Genomic DNA, 24,494 nt, shown 5'->3' on the forward strand with positions numbered 1-24,494 from the left:
CTTGCGATTCTCTTCAATAAAAAGCACTCACTATTTATTAAAGAATTCTGCCCCGATAGTTCCATAAGAAAAGGAGCTGCCTTAAAGACAGCTCCAATCTTCAGCTAACGCACCCGTTAGTTTAAGTACTTCAATTCACATTCTTTACTATCATCATAAAAAAAGGGTTGCCGCAGCAACCCTTAACAATTCAGATAACATCAATATTGTCGTATGTCTAGCTGTCTGAAGTGCTCTTTTTAATCACTTGTATTGATTATTTTATTTATTAATGACAACATTTTTATGATTATTAAATTTAATATCAAGTTACTAAAACAAACTATTCTCTACCCTCAGGGTGTATTTAACACCTTTCTATACCGCAAGCCATTCCTTCTGTCATTAAATTAAGTTTTTGTTTGTTTATTTCTTCATTAATGAGTTGTTCTAGTACTTCCTTTGAGCGAATACCTGCGACTACATTATCCCCAATAATAAGTGTCGGAACTGCAGTGATACCTACTTCTTTAATAGCATGTTCCAAGGCTTTTTGGTGTTTTTCTCGGTAGGTTCTTTTCTCAAGTGCTGTCCGATATTCTGCCTCATTAATTCCAACTTCTCCAGCCAGTTTTGTTAGTACATCAACTTCTCCAATATTTTGTTCTTCTTGGAAAAAGGCCCGAAGTATACGATCGTTATATTCATTCCCCTTCCCTTTTTCCTTAGCATATTGAAATCCTTCGAATGCCAAATGCGTGTGTGGCTGTGGTGAAACATTTGGAAGAATGATAGGGATTTCCATTTGCTCAGCCATCGGATATACCGATTGTTTCCATGACCTTTGTAAATAATCACCCTCAGGCCTTAATGTTTCACTTGGAAAGGGTCTCAACTCAAAAGGCATCCATTCTACTTCCACATCTTTTCCTTTGATGGCTTCTTCTAGTGGTTTTTCTGCTAAGAAACAAAATGGACATACATAATCTGAATAAACCTTTATTTTTACTGTCATGTTATATTCCTCCCCACATCTATGTTTAAATTACCCTCTACTTTTTATAAAACCATGTTTTTTTGCTCCCCAAGAAACCACTAAAGCAATCAAGATGATAATCAATAATGTCCATGGTATAGAATCGGCTCCCATCATATTAAGTAGAATTCCTCCAACTACGCCACCACCTGCAATCGCAAGATTCCAGAATGTAGCACTGATAGGAATTGCAATGTCCACGGCTTCCTCTCCAGCTGCGTGAGCAAGTGCTGTTTGAAGTAGAGTTCCTGCTCCACCAAATGATACTCCCCACAATCCAACTGATAGGAATACAATAATTACATTTGCGCTGTTAATCACTAGTAAAAGGGATGCTACAGCAAATACAATTAGACTGACTAGAACCATAAGTCGAAGCTGTCGGTCAATGAATGCTCCTACTATCCATATACCTATGAGAGCTGTCAAACCAAAAACAAGTAATACAATCTCAACATAATTCCCGAGCCCAACGTTAGCAAGAAAAGGGGCTACATAAGTGTAAAGGATATTGTGTGCTAACATCCAAGCTAAAATAACAAACAGAATTGGTATGACGCCTGGTGTGCCAAATAATTTACCTATTGAAGTACGTTTTCCAGATGCCTGACCTGGGAAATCTGGCACTTTCCAAAGTATCCATCCTATTAACATAAGCGATAAAATCGACATAATTCCAAATACCAAACGCCATCCCATCATTGCTCCTAGGAATGTACCAGCAGGTACACCGATTGATAAAGCGATAGGAGTACCCGCCAAAGCCACTGCCATTGCACGTCCTTTGAATTTTTCTGGTACCATGCGCATAGCATATCCTGCTATCATACCCCACACTACACCAGCAGCTACTCCAGCAAAAAAGCGAGACACAAGTGTTAAGACAAAATTTGTAGATATTGCCGTAACCGTATTAAAAATTAAAAAGACGAGAATCGTTAAGAGTAAAAGAGGACGGCGCCGCCAGCTCTGTGTGGCTAACGCAACTGGAACTGCAGCGACTAAAGAACCAACACCATATAAGGTAACTAACTGGCCCGCTAAAGCTTCCGAAATATTTAGCCCTTCTGTTATTTGCGGTAGTAAACCTGCAGGAAGTGTTTCTGTCATGATCGCTATAAATCCTGCCATTGCTAATGCTAGTAAGCCTAACAATGGAAATGATTGTGATTTAGTTTTTTCCATTTTAAATCTCCTTTAATTTTATATTGGTTAAATGAATGATTATTAACTCATGATCAAATCATATTTAATTAGATAATTGTTATACTGTGTTAATCCTATTGTAATTATCATTCACTGGATTAAGACATGTCCTCACCTCATTGCAATAATTTAACAGGTATCCCCTGTCACATTTGTATTGTAGTATAAGTATTAAATTTAGTAAAATTGAAATAAACGAACATATAGTTCACCAAAATCGATACTTAATGGAGGATGTAATTATTTATGGAACTTCGTCATCTAATAACTCTTAAAACAATTGTGGAGAAAGGAGGATTTAAAAAAGCTGCTGAACATCTTGGTTATGCCCAATCATCAGTGACAACGCATATTAAAGAATTAGAAGAGGAGGTAGGAAAGCCTTTATTTGATCGGCTAGGAAAAAAGGTCGTGTTAACCCAATATGGACACCATTTTCTTCCTTATGCTGTACAGATCATCGACCTTTATTCCCAAGCATTAAATACGAATGAAGAACCCACAGGTGATCTTACTATTGGTATATCGGAATCACTTACTATTGGTAGAATTCCTTCAATTCTTCTAGAGTATAAAAAAGCTTATCCAAAAGTTAACCTTTCACTTAAATCGATAGAAAATTATCATATAGCTTCAAGTCTTCAAAACGGTGACATTGATTTAGCTCTTATATTAGAAAAAGAAGATTGGTCTCTTCCTGAACTTTCCTGTGAAATTCTAAAAAGAGAAAGAATGGTATTGATAAGCCCACTAGAGCAAGAAAACACAAGAACAATATTATATACGGAAAGATCATGTAGTTATAAATCTGTTTTTGACCACTATATAAATTATAAACAAATGGATGTTAAAGAAAGTTTAGATTTCCAAAGTATTGAAGCGATTAAGCAATGTGTCAGAAGTGGCTTAGGGATTTCATTGGTACCATATTTTTCAGTGAAGGAGGAATTAGAGAACAATAAACTAAATGGAGAAGAAGTAGCATCAGAACATCCTGCCATTTCTACATTCCTTGCATACCATAAAGACAAATGGCTATCTCCATCGATCATTAGCATGATTACTTTAATAAGAGCCAATGCAAAAAGTTGGGTATAACAGTTCTGCAAGGAAGAATCCACTAAGTAATAAAGGAAGTAAAAAGAGAGAAATGCGACCATATAGGTACTCATTTCTCTCTTTTATTAGAACTGTTTCTTCTTAAACTAAACTCCCCCGTTAGTGCCATAAGAAAAAGAGCTGCCAAAGCAACTGTTAGTGGGACAAGGAAGGATTAAGTGTATAGTTCTTTTTTTAAAGCCTTAATTCCATCAATTACACTTTTTACATTTTCATCATTATTCAATTTGTTTCTTGCATGGAGCAAAACTGGTCTAACAGATTCCACAGATCGTCCAAAATCGTACATCCATTCATATCGAGGAACCATCCAAGTATGAAAATGGTGAGTAGTATCTTCATTATAAAAGTAATAAACATGTTCAATCCCTAATACTTCCCTTTGAGCTTTTCTAATCTTAGATAGCAAGTTTATGTAATCAACCTTTTCTAAGTCATTTAACTCGTCAAAGCACTTAATATGGCGTTTAGAGGCTAAAATTACTAAACCTTTAATGGGATATGCAACGTCTTGGTGAGCATGAAAATATTCAGTTTCGACTATTACACCACCATCCGGCTCTATTTCCCCACTTGTTAAAGCACAACTTAAACATTCGACTTCAACTGTTTTTCCATTAGACAAAGTAATTTCCCTCATAATTCCCTCCAAAAACAAAATATTATCTCTCTTAAAAATATAAAAATAAACAAACCCTTGTTGAGCTATCCTGCCCCTTTAGTTTAAGTACATTCTTTCACAATCTCTATTTTTTTAACATTAATATCCAAAATATTTAATGTAAATTATCAAACTTTATTACAGAGCAACACCAGTGAATCAAAATCTACTGAAAAGTGGGCTTCAGCTAGTAAAATGCCTAGGATTGGGGAGTATGGTAAATAATTTGCATGTTATTATTAATAAGTAAGTAGATAAGAGCAATAGAAAAGGTGGAAATGCATATGAAGAAGACAGTATTAGCATTCACAATCTCAGGAACGTTAGTAGGATTAAGTGGGGGATACGCAATCGGTTTTTACAATGCTGACGAAAGGCAAGATGAAAAGCAAAATGAAAAGATTATCGCAGAAATAAACCGTCTCTCAAAAATTAAGGAAATGCCAATAGTACACCTGGACGAGCAAACATCTGAAGTATATATGGGTAGAGAAAAACTGATTGCTAATGAGGGTGAAGAGAATATCATTTCTGAGACATTTGAAATCAGTGATATCGACAATGGTAAACTCCTTGGGGAGAATTCGCGAGGCGAGGGCGAAGACATTACTTTTGATAAAAAGGTATTTACTACCAGGGGATTCAAGCCAGACTTTGGTAGCATTTACCGCGTGGGTTGGGAAGAATCCGATTATAAAAACAAAGAATGGGACAAAGTTGTTGTACTCGAACAGCTAAAGTAAGATTAGAGAGTATGGTAAATAATTTTTATGACAAAAAGTATCTATTACTCGTATAAATATTACTTATGTAGAGCTTAAATCAACAATTACAAAGAAGTTTAGAAAAGTGAAACAAGAATTTAAAATAAGACGGTACTTTTAAAGACCGTCTTATTTAGCTTTTAAAACAAAGTTTGATTATTTTTGTGTTCCTTAATGAACTAACGCACCCGTTAGTTCATTAAGGATCAGGTTGCCTCAGCAACCTTATTTATTTTGAAGTAAAGCACCCGTTAACTTAAGAAGATGTTAAGGTAATAAATTCTTCGACATCTTTAACGCATAATTCAATTCCTTTTTCCCAAAAGGCTTCTGATGTAATATCTTCCCCTAAATGCTTCATTACTAAATCTTCTGTTGACATACTTCCTGAATCACGAAGCAAATCTAAATAATCTTTTTCAAATTCTTTTCCTTTTTCCTTTGCCTTTGCATAAATACTTAAAGAAAATAAGTACCCGAATGTATATGGGAAGTTGTAAAATGGGGATTTGGTCATATAATAATGTGGTGTCCAAACCCACGAATGGATAGAAACATTATCAAGAGAACCTTCATATCCTACATCTATTGCTTCTTGCATTAGTTCATTTAAACGTGATGATGAAACAATACCCTCTTTACGTTCCTCGTAAAATTTCTTTTCAAACAAGAACCTAGAATGTATATTCATGAAATTCATCACACTACGTTTTAATTTTTCATCAAGTAAAAACAATTTTTCTTTAGTGGATTCAGCTTTTTCCATTGCAGCATCTAAGATGATCATTTCGGAAAATGTTGACGCAGTTTCTGCAATACTCAATGGATATTGTTTATTCAATCCATTAACCGGTTTCATCGCATGGTTATGAAATGCATGACCTAATTCATGTGCTAAGGTTAAAACATTGGTAATTGTACCACCATATGTCATAAAAACTCTTGATTCTCCTGAAAGTGGGAACCCCGCACAAAACGCAACAGTCGATTTATTTGGACGATCTGCAGCCTCTATCCAACCTTTATCAAATGCCTGCCGAGAAAAACTTTCTATTTCGGTTCCAAATTGACTAAAATGCTCCAAAATAAAATCCACAGCATCTTCATATTTTATCTTTTGTTTACCTTTTGTAACAGGAGCCCAAAAGTTATACGTATGCATTTTTTCATCGCCATTCATTTTTGCTTTTTGATTTAGGTAATTTGTAAAAGGTTTTTTGTATTTACTCACGGCTTTCCACATTGCATTCAGTGTTTCCTCTTTGATTCGGTTTTCAATCAAAGGAACTTTTAGTATATTTTCTAATCCTCTTTTTTTGTACACTTGTAATCGGAAACCTGCGATATGATTCAGTATTTTGGCAAATAGTTCTTCTTGCTCGTTCCATTTATCTTCCAAAGCCCTATGAGACTCTTTGCGAACCTCTTCATCAGGGTGTGAACGTAAATTTATCGCTTGACCAACAGATAATTCATTTTTTTCTCCGTCGATTTGAACATTAACTCTAATACTACTAACAAGTGAATTATAAAACTGCCCCCAAGCATGATAACCATCTACCATCAGATCTGAAACTATACTTTCTTCTTCATCTGAAAGATGCATCTCAGCCTTTTTACGCCATTCATTAAATATGAACTTATAGTTATTTAAATCCTCAGTATCTAGTATCCCTTCCCACAAACGTTGATTTGTGTTTACAAGTACTTTTTGTACTTTTTTAAAAGCAGACTCAAAACGAGCATTTATAGAAGTTGTTTTTCCTCGTAGTGTTGTAGCATTTTGATCCTTTGGGTTTTGTGCAAGAAGACAGGTTATAAAAGAATTGGATTGTGATAGGTTCATTCGAATGTCTATTATGAATTCAATAATTTCTACAACTTTTAATGATTCATTTAATTCTTTTGGAGTATGAAAAAACATCAATTTTTCTTCAAATTTAGAAACTTTGATTTCCAAGTGTTTTAAATTTTCACGAAATTGAGATGATTGATTTCCATCCTGAAACACTTCATCCAAGCTCCATACTTGAAGATACTTTCTTTCCTTCATTTGTTTACCCCCTAAAAATTTAAGACTATGACCCTTCGACGAACATACATTCTCATCATAACATAATCTGTAATATTATGGGTGTTAATGAACTAACCTGCCCCGTTAGTTGCATAAGAAAATGGAGCTGTTTCCAACCCCATATTTGTTAGTTCAACAAGATAATAACTTTTGTAAGGTAGTTCCATACATACCTGCTTTCATTAGTAAAAGAAAGTGACAACCAGGGATGGGTGCCTTTACAATTTCATAATCTCTTTGATTTCGTTTATTAATAGTATTCCTTTATACACACTTATAATTTCATTCAAATTGATTAACTATCTTTTTAAAAAAATATTGTATTTGTTAGTCTTCTTATTAACAACTTGTCCAAACCAATCAATACTTTCCTCATAGAATGAATACAAGTAATTATACCGAAATGGAGGAAACAAACCAATGAGTGACACAAATTTTTCAAATGATTCTCCAGGCCCAAAAGGAAAATTAATTACTGGCCATTCAAAGGAGTTTATTTCAGATACACTTGGCTTTCTTACCCGTTTAGCAAAAGAATATGGAGAAGTTGCTAAAATTCGTTTTGGACCTTTCCATAATGTTTACCTTATTTCAAATTCAGATTTAATTAAGCAGGTACTTGTAACAAAACAAAAATCCTTCTTGAAATCAAAGGACTTCTCTGCTTTAAAACCAGTACTCGGAGAAGGCCTTCTTACAAGTGAAAAAGAAATTCACATGCGCCAAAGAAGGCTTATTCAACCCTCTTTCAAAAAGTCTCATATTAGCAATTATGGTCAGGATATGATTGATATAACAATGGACTATATTTCCACTTGGAAAAACAGAGAAGAAAGGATTATTACGGAGGATATGATGAGCCTTGCACTGGGTATTATCAGCAAGACCATGTTCAGCATGAACCTCAAAGAAGGATATGGCATGCTCGGGGATCCTATAGAAGCCTTCATGAGAATTGCCGTTAAAAGAATGCGAACACTTCAAATGCCACTATGGGTTCCAACTAAAAACAACCGTGAATATAAAATTGCGAAACAGAGACTTGATAAGGTGATTTATAGCTTTATTGAAAAACGTAGAACAGAGGCAGAGAGACATGAGGATATGCTTGGGATTCTAATGGATGCTCGAGATGATGAGGATGGCTTAGCTATGACAGACAAGCAGTTACGTGATGAGTTAATGACCATTTTCCTTGCCGGTCACGAAACAACAGCAAATGTGCTTTCCTGGACCTTATACTTGCTTTCCCAACACCCTGATGTGGAAACTAAACTTTTCAATGAAATAGATAGCGTAATCGGCAACCGTAATCTAACAACTGGCGATTTTATGAAATTAACATTCACACAAAATGTTATCTATGAATCAATGCGCATATACCCGCCTGCCTATATCATACAACGGGAAGTGGCGGAGGATGTGCTAATTGGAGGGTATCTTTTTAAAAAAGGCGATATGATCCTGTTGAGTCAGTATGTGATGCACCACAAGCCTGAGTATTTTGATAATCCAGATTCCTTTAAACCTGAGCGATTTGAAAACAACTTTATGAAAACCCTACCTCCGTTCGCTTACTTTCCATTTGGCGGAGGTCCGAGAGTTTGTATCGGTAATCATTTTGCAGTGATGGAAGCTGTGCTTGTCCTAGCATGCATTGCTCAACGATATCGGATAAGGCTGGCGCCTGACCATCATGAAGTAAAGCCACTTCCGTCTATTACACTCAGACCGAAGCGTGGATTGCGCATGGTAGTCGAAGATAGAAATATAGGAGGTTTCCAACCAGAAGCTTCTGAAATTTAAATGAATATAAGTTGTATTAATGAACAAAATTGTCACTCTACACCTAAGGTAGATCCCCCCTTTAGTTCCATAAAAAAGACTGCAGCATCAACCCTAGCTTTTGAAGTAAACCAGCTAATAGGATGTCAATATCTTTCTCTGAAATTTTCATTTCCCTTATGATATACTATTTTTGGCCATGCCAAATACCCCTCCAAAACCCTTTGGAAGGATTTTTCTCTGTTTCAGAATCAAAGGTCCGGTAAGTAATAAAACCCAATAACAAAGATACGATAGGAATAATTATATACTGTGGCCCAAAATAAAGGATGCTAGACCTAATAATAGAGTTAGCATCCCATAAGGATTTTGTCCTTTTATAGTATTTAAATGCACAATATCCTCCGGGGTCAGACCTTCGTGTTCGTACTTAGTTATTATTCGTTTAAGTATCCCTTGCACCATCCCTTGAAAAATGATGTATATAACAAAATTAAGCTTACTATTATTGTTAATTATTGGTTATCTTGATTTGTAAAAAAATTGCAGCAACATCACCATACCCTCTTACAACTTCCCTTATATTAAGAAGCCAGTTTTCGCCCTGTAATTCAACTAACGCACCCGTTAGTTCATTAAGAAAAGTGCTCTCATACTAACTGGGTAATTTACCTAATGAAAATTAATTAGTAAGCCATTTCAATTACTTTTTTGATATGGTCCTCATTTGCTTCTATTTCAACTTTCTTACTAAGATACTTATTAAGTCTAAGGAATTCTGGTAATATACTTACCATCTTATTCATTATTTCATTGGAATTACGACAACAATCCCAACTTTGCAGAAGAGATAATTGCCATTGATTTAATTTACTTCTCTTGCCCTCAAGTTTTGACCAAATTCCATAAGAGCTATCTAAATGTTCTTCTATTTCCATATACCAACCAGATACCATCAGCCAACGTATTCTATCGAAATTAGATAGAGCATAATATATTTCATCCCTCATAACAGCTCGGTAAGTTTCGTGTATGAAAGCAAGAAGCTTTCCTCTACAAAACTCAACTTCTTCCGATGAAGGTTTATAGACCAGATTTGATGATTCCTTTATTACATTACTAATAATATTAGTTGGGTCATAAAGAACTTTAAGTCCTTTTAACCAGATAGAAGGTACAATTTCGTTAGGTGAATGATACCAGCTATCAACTTTAACAAAGCAATCATAATGAGTAACAACAACGGGTGAAGAAGGATTAAAGTCTTCGTAAAATAAAACTTCTCCCCAATTTTTTGCTCTATTCTTTTTATCTTTGATAAAATATGATTTCTTTTCAGAAGTCACAATAGTGTGTAAATCGACATCTGAATAATTATCAATGTATCCTTTTGCTAATGAGCCACCAAGATAAATAGCCAGCACATTTGAATCTGTTTTTATATCTTTTAATGCGTTCTTCAAAATAACACCACGATGTTTTGGTAAAGATTCATCTCTTTCTAAATGTTTACTTACAAATCCCACTCACAAAACCATCTCCTTTAAAAAATCCTTTAAAGTTACTTATATTCTACATATAGGGGGAAATTCCTTGTTAAACTAGCCTGCCTTTGGCTCCATAAGAGAAGGGCAACATCATCATCAGCCCTAATTACCTTTTAGTCTAATATCTAAATATCTTAGTTTAAAGTAGTGTTCTAATATTATCCCATCCATATACAATTTCATTGAGTTTCTTCCCAGAAATGTTAACCTCAATGGTGTCTATTTTTTTACCCCCAAGAGTCTCATAAAAAAGACGAGAACTATTATCTTCAAGCACTAAAACTATCATTGAAAAAATTTTTTTTTGTTGGAGTTCTTCTATTATTGGTTTAACCAATAATTTCCCTAACCCATTTCCTTGATACTCTTTTAAAATATAAATAGCATATAATTCACCAGTGTAATCAGGGTATTTACCAGATCTTTCTTTACCACCAGAAGAAAAGCCAACAATTTTCCCTTCCTCGTTTTCTGCTACAAATACATCGCTATTAAGAATGTTCCCTTTCCATAATTGCTCTCGTCCTTCATAAACCAAATTATTTAAGTATTCGTCTGGAATGATATTTGCATATGTGGTTTTCCAACTATCAACGTGTACTTTAGCTATCCCTTTGACATCGGTTAACACAGCTTTTCTTATCCTCATTAAACCACCCCTGTTTTTCTATATTTTAACATTTGTAATTTCGCAAATATATAATTTTGAAATGTTTCCTTATGGAACTAACCTGCCCCGATAGTTGTAGAAAGAAAAAACTGCCCTAAAGACAGCTCTGATCTTCAGCTAACGCACATGTAGTTCACCAAGGATATCTATTTACCTTATTGTTGATTAAAGATATTTACTGAATGGAAACTTTTATTAACTAGACCATTTCCTATTTGTTTTATAACACCTGCATCACGAAGTTCTTCATTATCAAAGTTCACGAGGTCAGACATATTTACCCATTTACAGTCTATAATTTCATCTTCTTTAATATCTAATCATCCTCCAGTAACTTCTCCAGTAAAATGAAAAAGAACAACTTGATTACCAGCACTACTGATAAGGTTATAAATACCAGTAGTGCTAGTAAGTTCCACATCAAACCCTGTTTCCTCTTTTACTTCCCTTCGGGCTGCATAGAGAATGTCTTCACCAGACTCAATTCGTCCACTAGGAAAATTCCACTTATTCATTAACTGCCCCGTTAGTGCCATAAGAAAAAGGCTGCCTCAGCAACCTTCCTTATTGAAGTAAAGTACCCTTTAATTAGACAACAAATTAAACTTATCGATTTATATTCTTAGTCATACCAATGGTAAACTTCTCAAATCCAAAAGTTTCATAATATGATTCCAAACTTTCTACACACATAAGTTGAGGAATTACTCGATTTTGCTCACAATGTTCAATCATTCGATTCACAATTTCTTTGCCGATTCCTTTGGACTGGTAGCTCGGTAGTACACACACTCCACATACCACTCCAGTAATCACACCATCTGAAATAACACGTCCCATACCCACTAACTGTTGTTTATCAAAAGCATAAATTGCATACCAGCTTTGAGTGCACATTTGTTTCAAATCATTAACTGTTAATTTAAGTGAATTCCATCCTAAAGATTCATATAAGGTTAGTAATTGCTTAAAATTTTCAGGTGGTTCTATTGTATAATGTATAGGTTTTTCCATTTAAGCACCTCCCTGGATTTTTATATCTTACAGCTTAATCTCAACACATAATTTGTATGATTTTCACATCCGCAATCCTCCCCCGTTAGTTCCGTAAAGAAAAAGCCGCCTTAAAGACAGCTCTGATCTAAAGCTAACGCACCCGTTAGTTCATTAGTAAAGTTCTATTCAAATAATGTAACTTTTGGGTCTATCCCATAACAATGAACAAGCATAGAGTGTAATTGGCCTCTGTGATGATAAACGTGAGCTACGATCTCTAACAACCATTCATATCGTGAGTATGTAACACCCCAGTAAGAAGTAATTTCCTCTTGAAGTTCAACTTCTGTAAAATTCATAAATTTATCTTCTAAAAATTGATGAGTTTTTATCAATGCTTCTTTCATCTCACTTAGACTCTTATATGAAACATTTGAATAAAATTTATTCATCGTGTCTTGAGATACCCCATCTGAAATAAGCGAATCAGCTTCACAAATAATAGCAATGTGTTCTAACAGCTCTCCTATGGAATGCTTATTGGGTGTAGGTCTTTTTTGCAAGTCATTTTCTGCTAACTTTTCTATCATCTCAACAATTGTCGTTACAGCGACTTTAATTTGATGCAATGCACATTTGATGCAATGCACTCTTACATTATGTATTCATCTTATCCTCCTTTACTTCTAATAAATAAGAATATAAATTCATATTTCGTTTTAGCTTAATCCTTAGTCAACTATCCTGCCCCTTTAGTTGCTGCCTTAAAGACAGCTCCGACCTTCAGCTAACACACCCGATAGTTCATTAAGCAGAGTTATTATTTTTCTTCTACATTACACAAATCTTCTGCTATCTGCTTTATTCTTTTAAATCCAAGTCCTTCTCTTTGCTCTAAGGATAACGGGTGTTGTGTTGGTTCTAATTCTATAGAAGGACGTAAACCTATTGGACGAGTGTGAACCATTGTTTTTAAGTTTAATGTTTCAGGATAACAAGGAATAGAAGTTTGCAGCCAACCAAACATTGGTTTCAAATCCTTTTCTCTGCCTTCAACTTCCCAATACTCCATCATTTTATCAAAATTCGTTTCACTTAATGAAACCCAAACATCCCAAATAAAAGGACCTTCCCCATCTATTACTGGAAGTTCAATATAGCCACGAATAAAGAAATATTCATCATCAATAATACACACATCTTCATTCATCTCAATTCGTTTTTCTTGTTCTTCGAATGGTACTTCTTCATAGTAATCAGGAACAGGACTTCCATAACTCAAGGGAAGTTCATCGTGATAGTTTCCACAACTTTTACATTGATAACCAACTTTATAATTGCTCATTTTACATCCCCCATATATAAAACAATAGCCTTATCTTATTTCAATATTAACCCAAAAAGATAATGCTAAGTTTGATAATTTTGCGTGATACGTTGGTTGAATAACATAGAATTCTTATTGAACTATGCTGCCCCTTTAGTTCCATAAGAAAAAAGAGCTGCAAAGCAACTCCCTTATTGAAGTAAAGCACCCGTTGCTTAATAACACAGTGCTTAAATCTTTTACGGATGGTCTCTAGTCTCAGCATACAAATCAATCATATATTCACTATTATTTTCTGCCCCTTCTTCATCAAGTTCAAGGTCATCAATCCATTGATAATAATGTCCCAGCTCGTGGGCAATAGTACCAAGAATAGCTGCAAGTGCATTATCTCGCCCATTCTCCGCCAATAATTCTAAATAGTCACCAGTAGCTATTCTTATATATGGTTCTTCACTTTTGTCAAAAGGACCAAAAAATGTACCCGATACTAATTCTTTATCGAACCTGCTTTTAATTTGATAATCTTTTTTTAGATATACAACAACTCGAATGGGAAATTCAAATTCTATCCTTAACCACTTTGCAAATTCTAGACAAGCCCTTCTGACTTCTGGATAGACGCCTTGTTCACATCTTATTCTTAATCCTTGTCGTGGGTAATCTTCCTTCATTTAACCACCACCTCTAACATACCTCTGCTATACATAAAATAAAAAGGAATTATGCCTTTTATTTATTAGACTTCTTTAACTAACCCTTTAGTTCCATAAGAAAAAGGCTGCCTTAGCTCCTCCCTATTTGAATCAGGAATGAATATGGTAGTCTTTTAAACTGATTTTAGTTTTTCTTTTATGGATTGTAATTTTTTGAATTTCTTATCGTAGCTTTGTCTTTCTAACATCTTGTTTACTAATTCAATGGCATCTTTTTTGCGATTTGCCTGCAAATAAGCTTCAACTACCTCGTCAAACCCTTTAGAGTACGGAAACTTTTCTTCTTTTGCTAGTTCAAATGATATATCAAAGTAATCAGTTGCCTTTTTACATTGTTCTAACCTTAAATACATTCTGGCATTAGCTAAATTTAATTCAGCACGTTCCAGATTAGTAAGTGTATCTAATTCTAATGCTTGTTTTCTTAGATCAAGGGCTTTTTCATATTCCTTTTTTTCTTCAAGATAAAAAGCTTTGTCATAGAAATGTCCAAACTTTGTTAAAGGTCTTTTGGATTTATAAATTCTATATACGATATAAATTAGAAGTAATAGTAATGCTATCAAGTATTTTTCCCCCTAAATTAAATCTCCTTTATTGAAGTAAAAGCACCCGTTAGTTCATTAAGAAAAGTCTCCGTTTGTTGTATATTTGTAAATTCAAGTAATTCATTATGAGCCTTGTTCTCTTAGAAATAACGCTACCTGTTCGTTTCCATATCGCTCAGCAAATGAGAGAGCTGTATTTCCTTCATCTTCTTTAACGTTGATGTCTGCACCTTTTTCCACTAAATACTTTACTGTTTCTAAATTCCCGTAGCAGCTAGCTATAATCAATGGAGTAGTTCCATCGCTAGACCTAATATCAATTTTGGCACCGTTATTTAACAAAAATTCCACTAGTTCTATACGATCTTCAGAGGCTGCTTGATACAAAGGGGAAAAACCGTAATTATCCCTGGTATTGATGTTAGCTCCCATAGATAAAAGGAATAGAATAATCTCTTTTTGGCATTCTTGTGTTGCCCAATGGAGTGGAGCCCACCCATCCTCATCTTTGTTATTTGCATCTGAATCATTTTGTATTAACCGTTTCACTTTTCCAAAATGACCTTCGTAAATGGCTCTGACTAATTCTTCTCTATTCCTCTTTTTAAGTTTATTTCTAATTCTTCTTTTCATAGGTCTTCCCCTTAAATTAATTAATTTTAACCATCATTAATGTAGCCTCTAGGGTGTTTGCAGTTATTCAACAATCCTGCCCCGATAGTTGCATAAAGAAAAAAACTGCCTTTTTAAGACAGCTCCGATCCTAACCTAAAGCACCCGTTAGTTAAATTAGAATAGTGGTATTTCAATTCCCATTTATGTCATTGAAGATATATAAACCTACACCCAATATAAAAATAAGAATAAACACAATCCACTTTGTATAATACCAGCCCTTTATTCTATCAATAACCACAGAAAGAGTAATAATAATAAGAGATATACCCAAGGATACACCCAATGCTGTCCATATGTTCCTATAATGGATAGGAAGTAATTCAGTTAATAGATAAACACTTCCAAAAAAAAACAACATGCCTGGAGGCTGTTTCCTTTTATATTTTTCAGTTCGTTTAGGATATAATTCCATTTACTCTTACACCTCAATTATAATTCCTAAAGTGATAATGTTAAATTAACTCATATATTCTTCAACTCTTGCAACTGTTAGTGGAACAAGGTACTTACATTTAATAACTGTAATTTTATTATATCATCTTAATGAATTAAACTGCCCCTATAGTTGCATAAGAAAAAGCTGCCTTAAAGACAGCTCTTATAGAAGAGAAGAAAAACATATATATTCTTATAATTTTTTTTCATATTTAAATAACTGCAGTTTTTCAGTAACTTGTACTTCACCTATTTTTATATAACCTAGCTTTTCATAAAAATGGTGATTTCTTTTGTTTAAATAAGGAGTATATAAGCTCCAATTTTTTATAAACGGAAATTCGGACTCCATTAACTTGATTATCTTACTTCCAAGTCCTTTATTTTGAAATTCATTTCTTAAGAATAATTTACTTAATCTTAATCGGTTTTCATCCAAAGGGCGAATATCTATTGCTCCAATAATAGCATTGCCCGACAAGATAGTGTAATGAAAAAAACGCTCAATGTTTTCGATTAATTTTGCTTCCGTTTCATTTACAGGGGTTGAATCGTGGTCTTCATATAAGGCATAATCTTCTGCAAAAACTTCTTTTTGTATAGCTAATAAATCTTCGACTTCATTCAATTTGGTCTTTTTGATACTGACTACCACCAATATTCACATCCCTATTGATAAATGATATAATATTCCAAATAATAACATATATCATAAGGGATAAATACAAAAACCATTCTTTTCATTAGAATGGTTTTCAGTTTTTTAATATATTCTTATTCAACTATCCTGCCCCTTTAGTTCCATTAGAAAATGGATCTGTTTCCAGCCCCATAAAGAGGTTAAGCATGCGTTAGTAGTATAAGTAAGAGGTTTGAAGTAATAGCCTGTATATATTTGAACGATGAATAACTTACCTATTTTCTTGTGTTTGTTTGCACCATATACAGAAAATTGGGAAAAACGCAATCAAAAACGTAACTAAGTTTATAAATTCATCAAAAAATACGTTAGAAACATTGATATATCAACAATTTAATAGATTGCAGTTTATGTAATTTAGGTATATTTTTTCAATTATTTTAAATTATTCTATATTAGTTCATACGATGAATACAATGTTTCTTAACTATCGCAATTGACTAGAATTGATTTACAACCATTTAGAAACGTAACCAAAACCGTAACCATCTTTATAAAAAACTCGTCAAGCGTAAAATTGAAAGTATGAATTAAAGCAGCCGTTTCTATATTGGAATGCGTTGCTTTATTTTTTATTGGAGATATCAGAAATGTTTTGCTGTGGTAAGAATACTACTAGCAATAAAAGCTATTAAGCTAATCGCTGGTAGCTTGCTACATTCCATCTATGCTTATTAATCAGCTTTGTGTGTTCAGAAAACCATTCTAAGCGATTTTCAAACTTTCTAATGATGATTGATAAGCTAATTTTGTCTAAGGCTAACTCTAACTCATCATCTATCTATTTTTTTATATAAAGAATTGCGTAAACCTGTAAACCTTTTAACCTATAAACGTTGATATAGTAGGTTTTTTATAGGTTTACTCATTGGTTTATCTTTAAGTTATTAGAAGGAAATTCAGCGCATTGGTATTCCCTGACTTCCTTTGAGTGTGGGGTGTTGAGAAAGTATCTTGCTGAAAAGATCGAGACTTATCTTTTTATTCAGCTACCTAAGCCAAGTGAGTATCCATATGTTTTAAAAATTTCTGCTGGAGATTACTGGTGTATCCAAAATAACGGCTGGTCTATTGATTCTGCTACTGAAATTTTTAGTGAGGAATGGATATCTGATGACGAGTTTTTTGTCACCGAATCTGAAATTTATGGGAATAATAAACTCTATCATCAATTGAAAAAAGAACTTCGAATAAAAAAAACATAGGGAGATTTTAGTCTTCCTATGTTTTCAATTCATATTATTTATCTGTTTGTTTTTGCTTCTTTCTCAAATACTCCGCACGTATTTTTTCAAGATGCTGCTTTTTATCAAATTTGGCAGGCGTCTGTTTTTCATGAAACTTTGTCACAGCTACCTTACCTTTGGTATCCAATTGATATTTTCCCACTTTGTTCACCTACTTTGCTTGTCTTTAAAGAAAATCTATTCAACAAATATAATATACCTTATTTTACTGAAGTAAACCTTATTACTTTATTAGTGTACTGCTAACTTTGCATATATATCAGTAAAAACATTAAAAACTTAGTAAAATAATTGATCGCCAAATGGTATTCATTTCATTGCTATAATCAAAATAAAATGCCTTGACACTCTGCATAAGCCTCAATAATTCTATTTCTTGTTTGTTCAGCTCTCTTCCAAAGGTCCAATTGTTCGGTAAATAAGGTTTAAAATATTAAAACAATCTAAGTCTACTCCATCTTTTAAATGGTTCTTAATGCTAATAACCATTACGTTCTCGATGACTGCCCCTTTAGTTCCATAACAAAAAGCTGCCTAAAAGACAGATCCGATCTTCAGTTAACGCACCCTTTTTTGAATTAACACCTTAGAGAAAAATCACAATAAATAGTAATCCTACACCAATAAGAACTCCACCAATTAACTCAAAGTTACCCAATATGAAGAACAATTTACTTTTATTTTTAAAATCGAATGAAAGAATCCTTTTTCTTAACCAAAATCCAAAAATGACAATAAATAGAAAAGAAAAAAGAAGTAACATTGGATTATTTTTAATATAGAGTCACTCCCATTTTTTACACCTAGCAGCAATTATTAAATAATACTGATTGATTTTGTACTCATTCTTCATTGGAATAACTATACACTAAAATAATACCTTCTTGAACTAACCTGCCACTTTAGTTCCATAAGAAAAATAGCTGCTAATCAGCTCTTAGCATTGAAGTAAAGAATACGTTAGTTCAACAAGATTTTTTTATTTATTTCTTTAATTGGCATAATATTAGAAGGAGTTAATTCTTCAGACTCAATTACAATTGCAGTTAGTCCAGCGGGAGTTGGTGAATCATACTGAAAAATATAAATATTTACATTTTTTGATCTTTATCCATCCGTTTTGCCATTACGCCCCCAAGAGAAATAAAATAATAGAGTGATGGCTAAAATTATGAAACCAGCTTGTGTGATATACATAAAGTCCCACTCTTTAATTTCCTTCTCTTCCTGACCATTAAAATCTTGAATTACATAGTTGGAAGTTTCATAATCCATAAAAACGCAACAAATTATTCCTCCTATTATTACTCCAACTAATAATGATAATAAGAACTTTTTCAATTTTGTGTCCTCCTGCCCTTTATCAAATATGAACTGAGGATAAAAATTAAAATAACCAAAAATCCCCATCACATAGTGGCTTTTTTCTTATAAAAATCTCCCCATAACCAACTTAAAAGTGAATGAAATACTACGAAACAGAATGCGTATGCTAAATTCCCTAACCAATTTATCGTTTGCCCCCTGAAGTATTGTAGACCAGAGTTTGCAATATATATGAGTATGAAACCCACTATATAACTAATGAAGAATCTTTTCTTTGCTATTGCCATAATACAAACCACCCCTATTCTTTGGCAGGTAATCCAAATAACCTGCCCCGATAGTCCCATAAGAAAAAGAGCTGCCAATTTCAATAATAGATTTATTAGGAAAACTTGGAATTTAAGTTGTTGTATATTAAGATAGTATATGATTAACATTTTCCATTATATAGGAGGAGACATATGAAAAAGAAAATTCTACATACGGTACTTTCGATTGCAGTAGGAGCAGGGATACTATCCGTTGGCGGCGATCCTGCCCAAGCTAAGAGTCAAAATCAGGAGATGAATGACACATACGCAATAGCTTTTAAAAGTGGATTACCAGAGAATTATCAAGAGGTAATACGGAAAGCTGGTGGTAAAGTAACCAAAGTTCTTCCCGAAGTTGGAGGAATAGAAGCTCAATCTGACGAGCCTTCTTTTCTTAAAAACCTAAAAGGTAATTCTTCAATAGAAGCTGCTAACAGAGAAATTCCCCTAACCTTAAACAAATCTGCAGTCAGCCCTTATAACTATGGATCTAGTATCATCAGCCAGCAAAATTCAGAGAGCTATTGGGACTCCCAATGGGATATTCAAAGGGTGACCAACGACGGGAAATCATATGATTTAGAAACAGGCGGATATAAAAATAACGATGGCAGTATTACTCATAAAGCAGTGGTGGGAGTGATTGATACTGGAATTGATGAGTCTCATCCTGATTTAAAGAATAATATAATAGGTGGACGTAATCTTGTTCCTGCTGGAATGGATGAATCTGAAACAGGTGATCCTACTGATATAAAAGATCGAAATGGGCATGGTACTCACGTTGCCGGTATCATTGGAGCAAATGGTAAAGTAAAGGGTGTAGGACCAGATTTAGGAATCAGATCCTATCGCGTATTATACTCTGAGCAAGCCCTTGGATTACCAACTTGGATTATAGATGGAATAATTGCAGCAACAAATGACAAGGTAGATGTTATTAATATGTCTCTTCGTTTCTATAATAATAACAAAATGACAATTGAGGGAGAAAGTTATAAATCAGTCGCTGAAACGTTACTATGGAAGAGAGCAATTCAATATGCAGTAAAGAATGGAGTAACTGTAGTAGCCGGTAGTGGTAATGAAAGTTTAAATTTAGATGACAAGAAGGAAGTTAACGAATTTTTAAACAAATTGTATGGACCATATGGAATGAGCGTGAAAGGTCCTGCAACTGTGGTACCAGCACAAATGCCAGGAGTCATTAATGTGTCTGCCTCCACAAAATGGTCCACTCAACAGCTTGCTTTCTACTCTAATTATGGAAACAGTGCTATTGACGTGGCAGCTCCCGGAGGAGATTATGGGCCTGAATATGCAGAAACCAATGATCCTGCGGCGGCTGATCCAAGTAACTTAATCCTAAGTACTTGGCCTACCTATTTAGGTACTTCATATGAGTTTAATGCTGGTACTTCCATGGCTACTCCTCAAGTAGCTGGAATTGCAGGAGTTATTAAGGCAGCTCATCCGGATTATAAACCTGCCCAAGTAACAGCGCGCATTAAGCAAACAGCTGTTGACTATGGAAAGAAAGGACAAGATGCTTTATTTGGTTCAGGAGAAGCAAATGCTTATAGAGCATTAGAAAATATAAAGAAGTAGCTTATGTTTCAAAATAAGATGAAATATTAAAAGTACAAGGAAGATTCTTGATCAGAATCTGCAACACGAACAGTAATTGGAGATGTATATAAAATAAGGTTTCTTTGCTCAACAAAGAAACTATTTGCCCGAAATATAAAAAACAGAAACACATAAAATGCGTGAAGCCATATTCTAAATATCACAACTCACCAGTTAAAATTCATTCCCAACTTAATTGTTGGGATTTTTTTGTTTTATCGCTTAATTACAATTTCTAGTCCAAGTAAAAAAACATTCTCCAATTTGTGTTATGGACTTATACTGACCCCGATAGTTGCATAAGAAAAAGCTGCCTTAAAGACAGCTCTGATCTTCAGCTAACGCACCCGTTAGCTCAATAGCAAATGAATTACAACTCGTTATTCTCCCAAAGCTCGACCAGTCGACCTTCAGGATCTTCAATCCAAATAAACTTTCCAAATTCACTAATCTCTTTTTTCTTTGCAAGTGGTACACCAATATGTTCAAGATGCTTAATAGTCTCGTTAAGATTATGTACTTGGAAATTTAACATCACTTGTTGTTCTGTTGGAAAATAACTGTCATTCTCGGTAAAGAAAGAAAAGATAGTCTCATTCCCTAATTGGGGTTTTATCACAGTCCCATTCCAATTGTCTATTTCAATCTTCAACACTTCACTGTACCATTTTTTTATAACTTCAAGATTCTTAGTTCTCCAAAATATTCCTCCAAAACCTTTTATCATCGTATCTAACTCCTGTCTGTCTTCAAATTTTAGCTATCCGATTACATTAGATATTCGAGATTTAAATTTAAGTTCCTTCTTCAACTATACTGCCCCGTTAGTTTACGTACATTTTTTCACTTACTCAATAAAAAGAGTCGTTTTCCCTATAAGAGAAACGACTCTTTTGGTAAATATGAAAACAATTTGACCAGCTTTGTATCCCTGCAATTACTTTATATATATTTCAGAATCGAATACTACTTCCTTCACTCTATTGCGTTTTAAAGCAGTACTCATTATCACAATCATGCTTACTAATCCAATCCAAACAAGAACAGAAACAGGCGTACTCCATGTTAAGCCTTCCCCAAAGAAGAATAATCCACGAAGCCCTTCTACCATAAATCGCATTGGCAACCAAGAATAAATCCAATCCCGATAAAATGGAGACATCATTTCAGGTGCCATTGCCAGTAAAGGTGCACCGAAGAAAAGCAGTAAGATAAAAATAGGCATACCTTTAAGCCCCAATAGTGAAAGTACAGCTAATATCATTAGAAAAAAGCTAAAGGATGTTATTGATAAAAATAAAGCCGTATCCATGAAATTCGGGATATTTAAACCAACCATACCATCTGCTATCCAGGTTAAGCCAAATCCAATTACCAGAGCTACAACGGCACCCATAAAAATTTGCCCCATCTTTGTGACAAGGTTTTCTTTTCTAGTGCGAATCGGCATTTTGCTAATGGAAATAAAGATTATCGCAGCACTTGCCAAACTAGCCATCCATAATGGCTGGAATAAGGAAACAGGAGCATTTCCATTCGCACTATTCGTGCCGATTTCATTGACATTTGTGACTTTCTTAGCGATTGGAACTGCAAGGCTTGCTGCCTGTTTTGCAGTCAAAGTTGCTCCTTGTTTTTCAAAACCATCAAGTAGTTGTTTTCGGACAGTGTTGTTCATGTTATCCACTACTCCATTCAAGAACTGTCCTGCCATCGTTGAAGCAGCCGTATTCATACCCTGATTAATAAATATTTGTACTTCAGTTGCAGAAGGTGCTGTTGTCCTTAATGATGCCTGATTAGCACTGAAGTCTTTCGGAATGACCAATGCTGCATAATATTTTTGTTCATCCATTCCAATTTGTGCTTCCTCTGCTGTTTTTACTTCAACCCACTTTACAACAGGGTCTTCATTTGTTGTTGTATTTTTATCCATTGTTTCAACGATGGTTTTACCCATATTCATTTCTGGTTGATTAGGAATTTCCACTCCTTCATCCTCATTTACGATTGCAATCGGAAGATTTTTCGGTTGTGATTGAACAGATGGAAATAATGTAAGTGAAAAAATAAAAATAACTGCCAATGCGATGATCGGTGAAACCAATACCAATTTATTTTTGAACATATTTTACTCTCCTTATTTGGGATTATATTATAATAAAGAACAACCTGTTGTTTTATTTACTACATTCAAATTATAATTGGGGACTAGTTCTGTTTCAATAATCAAAAATGGCTCATGTGTTGGTTACGGAACACCTTTTATAAATGTGTTGATTAAAATTAAGGAGGAAGTCGCTTGCGAGATAGTAATACGGATTTACGGGTCATTCGAACAAAAGAATCCATCCGAGATGCACTAGTTGAATTGATAGATGAAAAAGGGTTCGAAGCAATTACGGTTAAAGACATAACAACTAGAGCAAAAATTAATAGGGGTACATTTTACGCCCACTACCAAGACAAATTTGATTTAATGACGAAATGCGAAGAAGAAATCATGCTTGAAATGTCCAGACTTGTAAAACAGAACTTCCCAGGTGTTATTGCCGCACTTGAAACCAACTCACCGACTGCAACAACATTTTCCCTTTCAGTTTTAATATTTGAGTATCTTAATGAGAATAGTGGTTTTATGAAGGCTGTGTTAGGTCCAAAAGGCGATTTATCTTTTCAAACAAGATTGAAAGACTTTATGTGGAAAACATTTCTTGGAAATAATCCAAATGCACTTATTAAGGAGGAAAATTTACTTGTACCAGGACAATATTTTGCTTCTTACGTTGCATCTGCACATATAGGAGTAATTCAACAATGGTTGGATAGTGGCAGGAAAGAATCCCCTCAAGAAATGGCTCGTATCCTATCAACCATTACAGTTAATGGTCCCTTCTTTGCAGCTGGTTTGAAAAAATAAAACACACAGGGATAAAGGGACAATACTATGAAAAATAGGTACTGTCCCTTTATTATTAATATGATTATGCAACTAACCTGCCCAGATAGTGAACAATAAAAAAGCTCCTATCTACTGTATGGCACTGTTAGTTTAAAAAATAATAGTTATTTTTTAAATAATCTTCTTATCAAGCCGTCACCAAAAAACAATACAATTGCACAAATCATTAAAAACTACCAACCAAGTCCTTTCCAATACATTGTAGCTAAAATCGTAATCAGAAAATACCAACCTATAAAACCTTCATTTTAACGCCCTTTCTTATACCATTGTACTCAATCCAAATACAGTACATTCAAAAAGTATATGACCTTATAAAAAAGGCCATACCCTTCTTAAAAGGAATATGGCTGGCTGGTGATATAGAGTTACTTTCATTATGGAAAGCGTATTGCGTTAATATCGACATTTATAGCACTTGAGGAGGTTACATTTGTTGCTACTGTATAAGCGATTCTAATTTCATATGTTGTAGTTCCAGTGACAGCAGCAGTATTTACATTAGTAGATGCAACAGGAAATCTTGATGTACCTGCAGCACTTACACTTCTTTGAACGGAACGTGTATCGATTAAAACCCCATTACGATATAGCCTAACTTGAAAAGTGAAATTTGAGTTGGCCGTCGTGATCACATCAATTGATACTGCATAGTCCACTTTAATGGTCTGGCCAACAGTAGTTGGTACATTCATTGTAACCACTGTCGTTTCGGTTCCAGTAGATGTGAGAGCGATTGGACCAGCCACTTCTGCAAAAAATAATTGAGGAGTTGCTC

The 24,494-nt window shown here is 34.3% G+C and carries 24 protein-coding genes and 1 pseudogene; 6 read left to right on the forward strand and 19 right to left on the reverse strand.

Annotated features, from left to right (window positions below; translation table 11 throughout):
• Positions 1-346 precede the first annotated feature (346 nt).
• Both ACWF5P_RS12505 and ACWF5P_RS12510 read right to left on the reverse strand, forming a co-directional pair.
• Positions 347-994: a DsbA family oxidoreductase gene (locus ACWF5P_RS12505; protein WP_452444912.1), complete on the reverse strand. Its 648-nt coding sequence runs from the start codon at positions 992-994 to the stop codon at positions 347-349.
• A gap of 30 nt (positions 995-1,024) precedes the next feature.
• Positions 1,025-2,200 carry an MFS transporter gene (locus ACWF5P_RS12510; RefSeq protein ID WP_452444913.1) on the reverse strand — a complete coding sequence of 392 codons (1,176 nt, stop codon included), beginning with the start codon at positions 2,198-2,200 and terminating at the stop codon, positions 1,025-1,027.
• 267 nt (positions 2,201-2,467) lie between these two features.
• Here ACWF5P_RS12510 and ACWF5P_RS12515 point away from each other — a divergent pair, with 267 nt between their 5' ends.
• The gene (locus tag ACWF5P_RS12515) at positions 2,468-3,319 is read left to right on the forward strand and encodes a LysR family transcriptional regulator (protein ID WP_452444914.1); all 852 of its coding nucleotides are present in this window, start codon (positions 2,468-2,470) and stop codon (positions 3,317-3,319) included.
• Positions 3,320-3,494: 175 nt separating this feature from the next.
• On the opposite strand, the gene ACWF5P_RS12520 is transcribed toward ACWF5P_RS12515, so the two are convergent.
• Complete coding sequence (locus tag ACWF5P_RS12520) at positions 3,495-3,980, reverse strand: HIT family protein (RefSeq protein ID WP_134783723.1); 486 nt, start codon at positions 3,978-3,980, stop codon at positions 3,495-3,497.
• A gap of 305 nt (positions 3,981-4,285) precedes the next feature.
• Here ACWF5P_RS12520 and ACWF5P_RS12525 point away from each other — a divergent pair, with 305 nt between their 5' ends.
• Complete coding sequence (locus tag ACWF5P_RS12525) at positions 4,286-4,744, forward strand: hypothetical protein (protein WP_452444915.1); 459 nt, start codon at positions 4,286-4,288, stop codon at positions 4,742-4,744.
• A gap of 277 nt (positions 4,745-5,021) precedes the next feature.
• On the opposite strand, the gene ACWF5P_RS12530 is transcribed toward ACWF5P_RS12525, so the two are convergent.
• The gene (locus tag ACWF5P_RS12530) at positions 5,022-6,818 is read right to left on the reverse strand and encodes a M3 family oligoendopeptidase (protein WP_452444916.1); all 1,797 of its coding nucleotides are present in this window, start codon (positions 6,816-6,818) and stop codon (positions 5,022-5,024) included.
• Positions 6,819-7,259: 441 nt separating this feature from the next.
• Between ACWF5P_RS12530 and ACWF5P_RS12535 the strand changes: the two genes are divergently transcribed.
• The gene (locus tag ACWF5P_RS12535) at positions 7,260-8,645 is read left to right on the forward strand and encodes a cytochrome P450 (protein WP_434167212.1); all 1,386 of its coding nucleotides are present in this window, start codon (positions 7,260-7,262) and stop codon (positions 8,643-8,645) included.
• A 665-nt stretch (positions 8,646-9,310) separates the two neighbouring features.
• Here ACWF5P_RS12535 and ACWF5P_RS12540 read toward each other — a convergent pair.
• The 10 genes from ACWF5P_RS12540 to ACWF5P_RS12585 form a co-directional block, all read right to left on the reverse strand.
• A complete protein-coding gene (locus tag ACWF5P_RS12540) occupies positions 9,311-10,150 on the reverse strand; it encodes an aminoglycoside 6-adenylyltransferase (RefSeq protein ID WP_452444917.1) in 840 nt (279 codons plus the stop codon).
• Positions 10,151-10,310: 160 nt separating this feature from the next.
• Positions 10,311-10,820 carry an N-acetyltransferase family protein gene (locus tag ACWF5P_RS12545; protein ID WP_452444918.1) on the reverse strand — a complete coding sequence of 170 codons (510 nt, stop codon included), beginning with the start codon at positions 10,818-10,820 and terminating at the stop codon, positions 10,311-10,313.
• Positions 10,821-11,161: 341 nt separating this feature from the next.
• Positions 11,162-11,356, reverse strand: a complete 195-nt coding sequence (locus ACWF5P_RS12550; RefSeq protein WP_452444919.1) for an NUDIX domain-containing protein — start codon at positions 11,354-11,356, stop codon at positions 11,162-11,164.
• A 91-nt stretch (positions 11,357-11,447) separates the two neighbouring features.
• Positions 11,448-11,855 carry a GNAT family N-acetyltransferase gene (locus tag ACWF5P_RS12555; protein WP_214922467.1) on the reverse strand — a complete coding sequence of 136 codons (408 nt, stop codon included), beginning with the start codon at positions 11,853-11,855 and terminating at the stop codon, positions 11,448-11,450.
• A 164-nt stretch (positions 11,856-12,019) separates the two neighbouring features.
• A complete protein-coding gene (locus ACWF5P_RS12560) occupies positions 12,020-12,487 on the reverse strand; it encodes a DinB family protein (RefSeq protein WP_452444920.1) in 468 nt (155 codons plus the stop codon).
• Positions 12,488-12,657: 170 nt separating this feature from the next.
• Positions 12,658-13,182, reverse strand: a complete 525-nt coding sequence (locus ACWF5P_RS12565; RefSeq protein ID WP_230178943.1) for a DUF2199 domain-containing protein — start codon at positions 13,180-13,182, stop codon at positions 12,658-12,660.
• Positions 13,183-13,403: 221 nt separating this feature from the next.
• Entirely contained in the window at positions 13,404-13,838 is a 435-nt protein-coding gene (locus ACWF5P_RS12570; protein ID WP_452444921.1) for a hypothetical protein, read from the reverse strand.
• A 155-nt stretch (positions 13,839-13,993) separates the two neighbouring features.
• Positions 13,994-14,446 (reverse strand): tetratricopeptide repeat protein, encoded by a 453-nt coding sequence (locus ACWF5P_RS12575; protein WP_101226091.1) that lies wholly within the window; start codon positions 14,444-14,446, stop codon positions 13,994-13,996.
• A 105-nt stretch (positions 14,447-14,551) separates the two neighbouring features.
• A complete protein-coding gene (locus tag ACWF5P_RS12580; RefSeq protein WP_452444922.1) occupies positions 14,552-15,061 on the reverse strand; it encodes an ankyrin repeat domain-containing protein in 510 nt (169 codons plus the stop codon).
• A gap of 673 nt (positions 15,062-15,734) precedes the next feature.
• Complete coding sequence (locus ACWF5P_RS12585; RefSeq protein ID WP_434167218.1) at positions 15,735-16,196, reverse strand: GNAT family N-acetyltransferase; 462 nt, start codon at positions 16,194-16,196, stop codon at positions 15,735-15,737.
• A gap of 986 nt (positions 16,197-17,182) precedes the next feature.
• Between ACWF5P_RS12585 and ACWF5P_RS12590 the strand changes: the two genes are divergently transcribed.
• Positions 17,183-17,446 (forward strand): hypothetical protein, encoded by a 264-nt coding sequence (locus ACWF5P_RS12590; protein WP_452444923.1) that lies wholly within the window; start codon positions 17,183-17,185, stop codon positions 17,444-17,446.
• 34 nt (positions 17,447-17,480) lie between these two features.
• Here ACWF5P_RS12590 and ACWF5P_RS12595 read toward each other — a convergent pair whose 3' ends face one another.
• Both ACWF5P_RS12595 and ACWF5P_RS12600 read right to left on the reverse strand, forming a co-directional pair.
• Positions 17,481-17,630 carry a hypothetical protein gene (locus ACWF5P_RS12595; RefSeq protein WP_434167220.1) on the reverse strand — a complete coding sequence of 50 codons (150 nt, stop codon included), beginning with the start codon at positions 17,628-17,630 and terminating at the stop codon, positions 17,481-17,483.
• Positions 17,631-18,595: 965 nt separating this feature from the next.
• Positions 18,596-18,829 carry a hypothetical protein gene (locus tag ACWF5P_RS12600; protein WP_452444924.1) on the reverse strand — a complete coding sequence of 78 codons (234 nt, stop codon included), beginning with the start codon at positions 18,827-18,829 and terminating at the stop codon, positions 18,596-18,598.
• Positions 18,830-19,275: 446 nt separating this feature from the next.
• Between ACWF5P_RS12600 and ACWF5P_RS12605 the strand changes: the two genes are divergently transcribed.
• Entirely contained in the window at positions 19,276-20,733 is a 1,458-nt protein-coding gene (locus tag ACWF5P_RS12605) for a S8 family serine peptidase (RefSeq protein ID WP_452444925.1), read from the forward strand.
• A gap of 391 nt (positions 20,734-21,124) precedes the next feature.
• Here the strand turns inward: ACWF5P_RS12605 and ACWF5P_RS12610 are convergent, their stop codons facing one another.
• Positions 21,125-21,481, reverse strand: a complete 357-nt coding sequence (locus tag ACWF5P_RS12610; RefSeq protein ID WP_260358911.1) for a VOC family protein — start codon at positions 21,479-21,481, stop codon at positions 21,125-21,127.
• A gap of 210 nt (positions 21,482-21,691) precedes the next feature.
• Positions 21,692-22,882 carry a YhgE/Pip domain-containing protein gene (locus ACWF5P_RS12615; RefSeq protein WP_452444926.1) on the reverse strand — a complete coding sequence of 397 codons (1,191 nt, stop codon included), beginning with the start codon at positions 22,880-22,882 and terminating at the stop codon, positions 21,692-21,694.
• A gap of 174 nt (positions 22,883-23,056) precedes the next feature.
• Between ACWF5P_RS12615 and ACWF5P_RS12620 the strand changes: the two genes are divergently transcribed.
• Positions 23,057-23,674, forward strand: a complete 618-nt coding sequence (locus ACWF5P_RS12620) for a TetR/AcrR family transcriptional regulator C-terminal domain-containing protein (protein ID WP_434167225.1) — start codon at positions 23,057-23,059, stop codon at positions 23,672-23,674.
• Between the two features lie 419 nt (positions 23,675-24,093).
• Here the strand turns inward: ACWF5P_RS12620 and ACWF5P_RS12625 are convergent.
• Positions 24,094-24,494 (reverse strand): annotated as a pseudogene (locus ACWF5P_RS12625) (hypothetical protein); the annotation flags it as partial.

Source organism: Peribacillus sp. NPDC055009 (assembly GCF_053608705.1).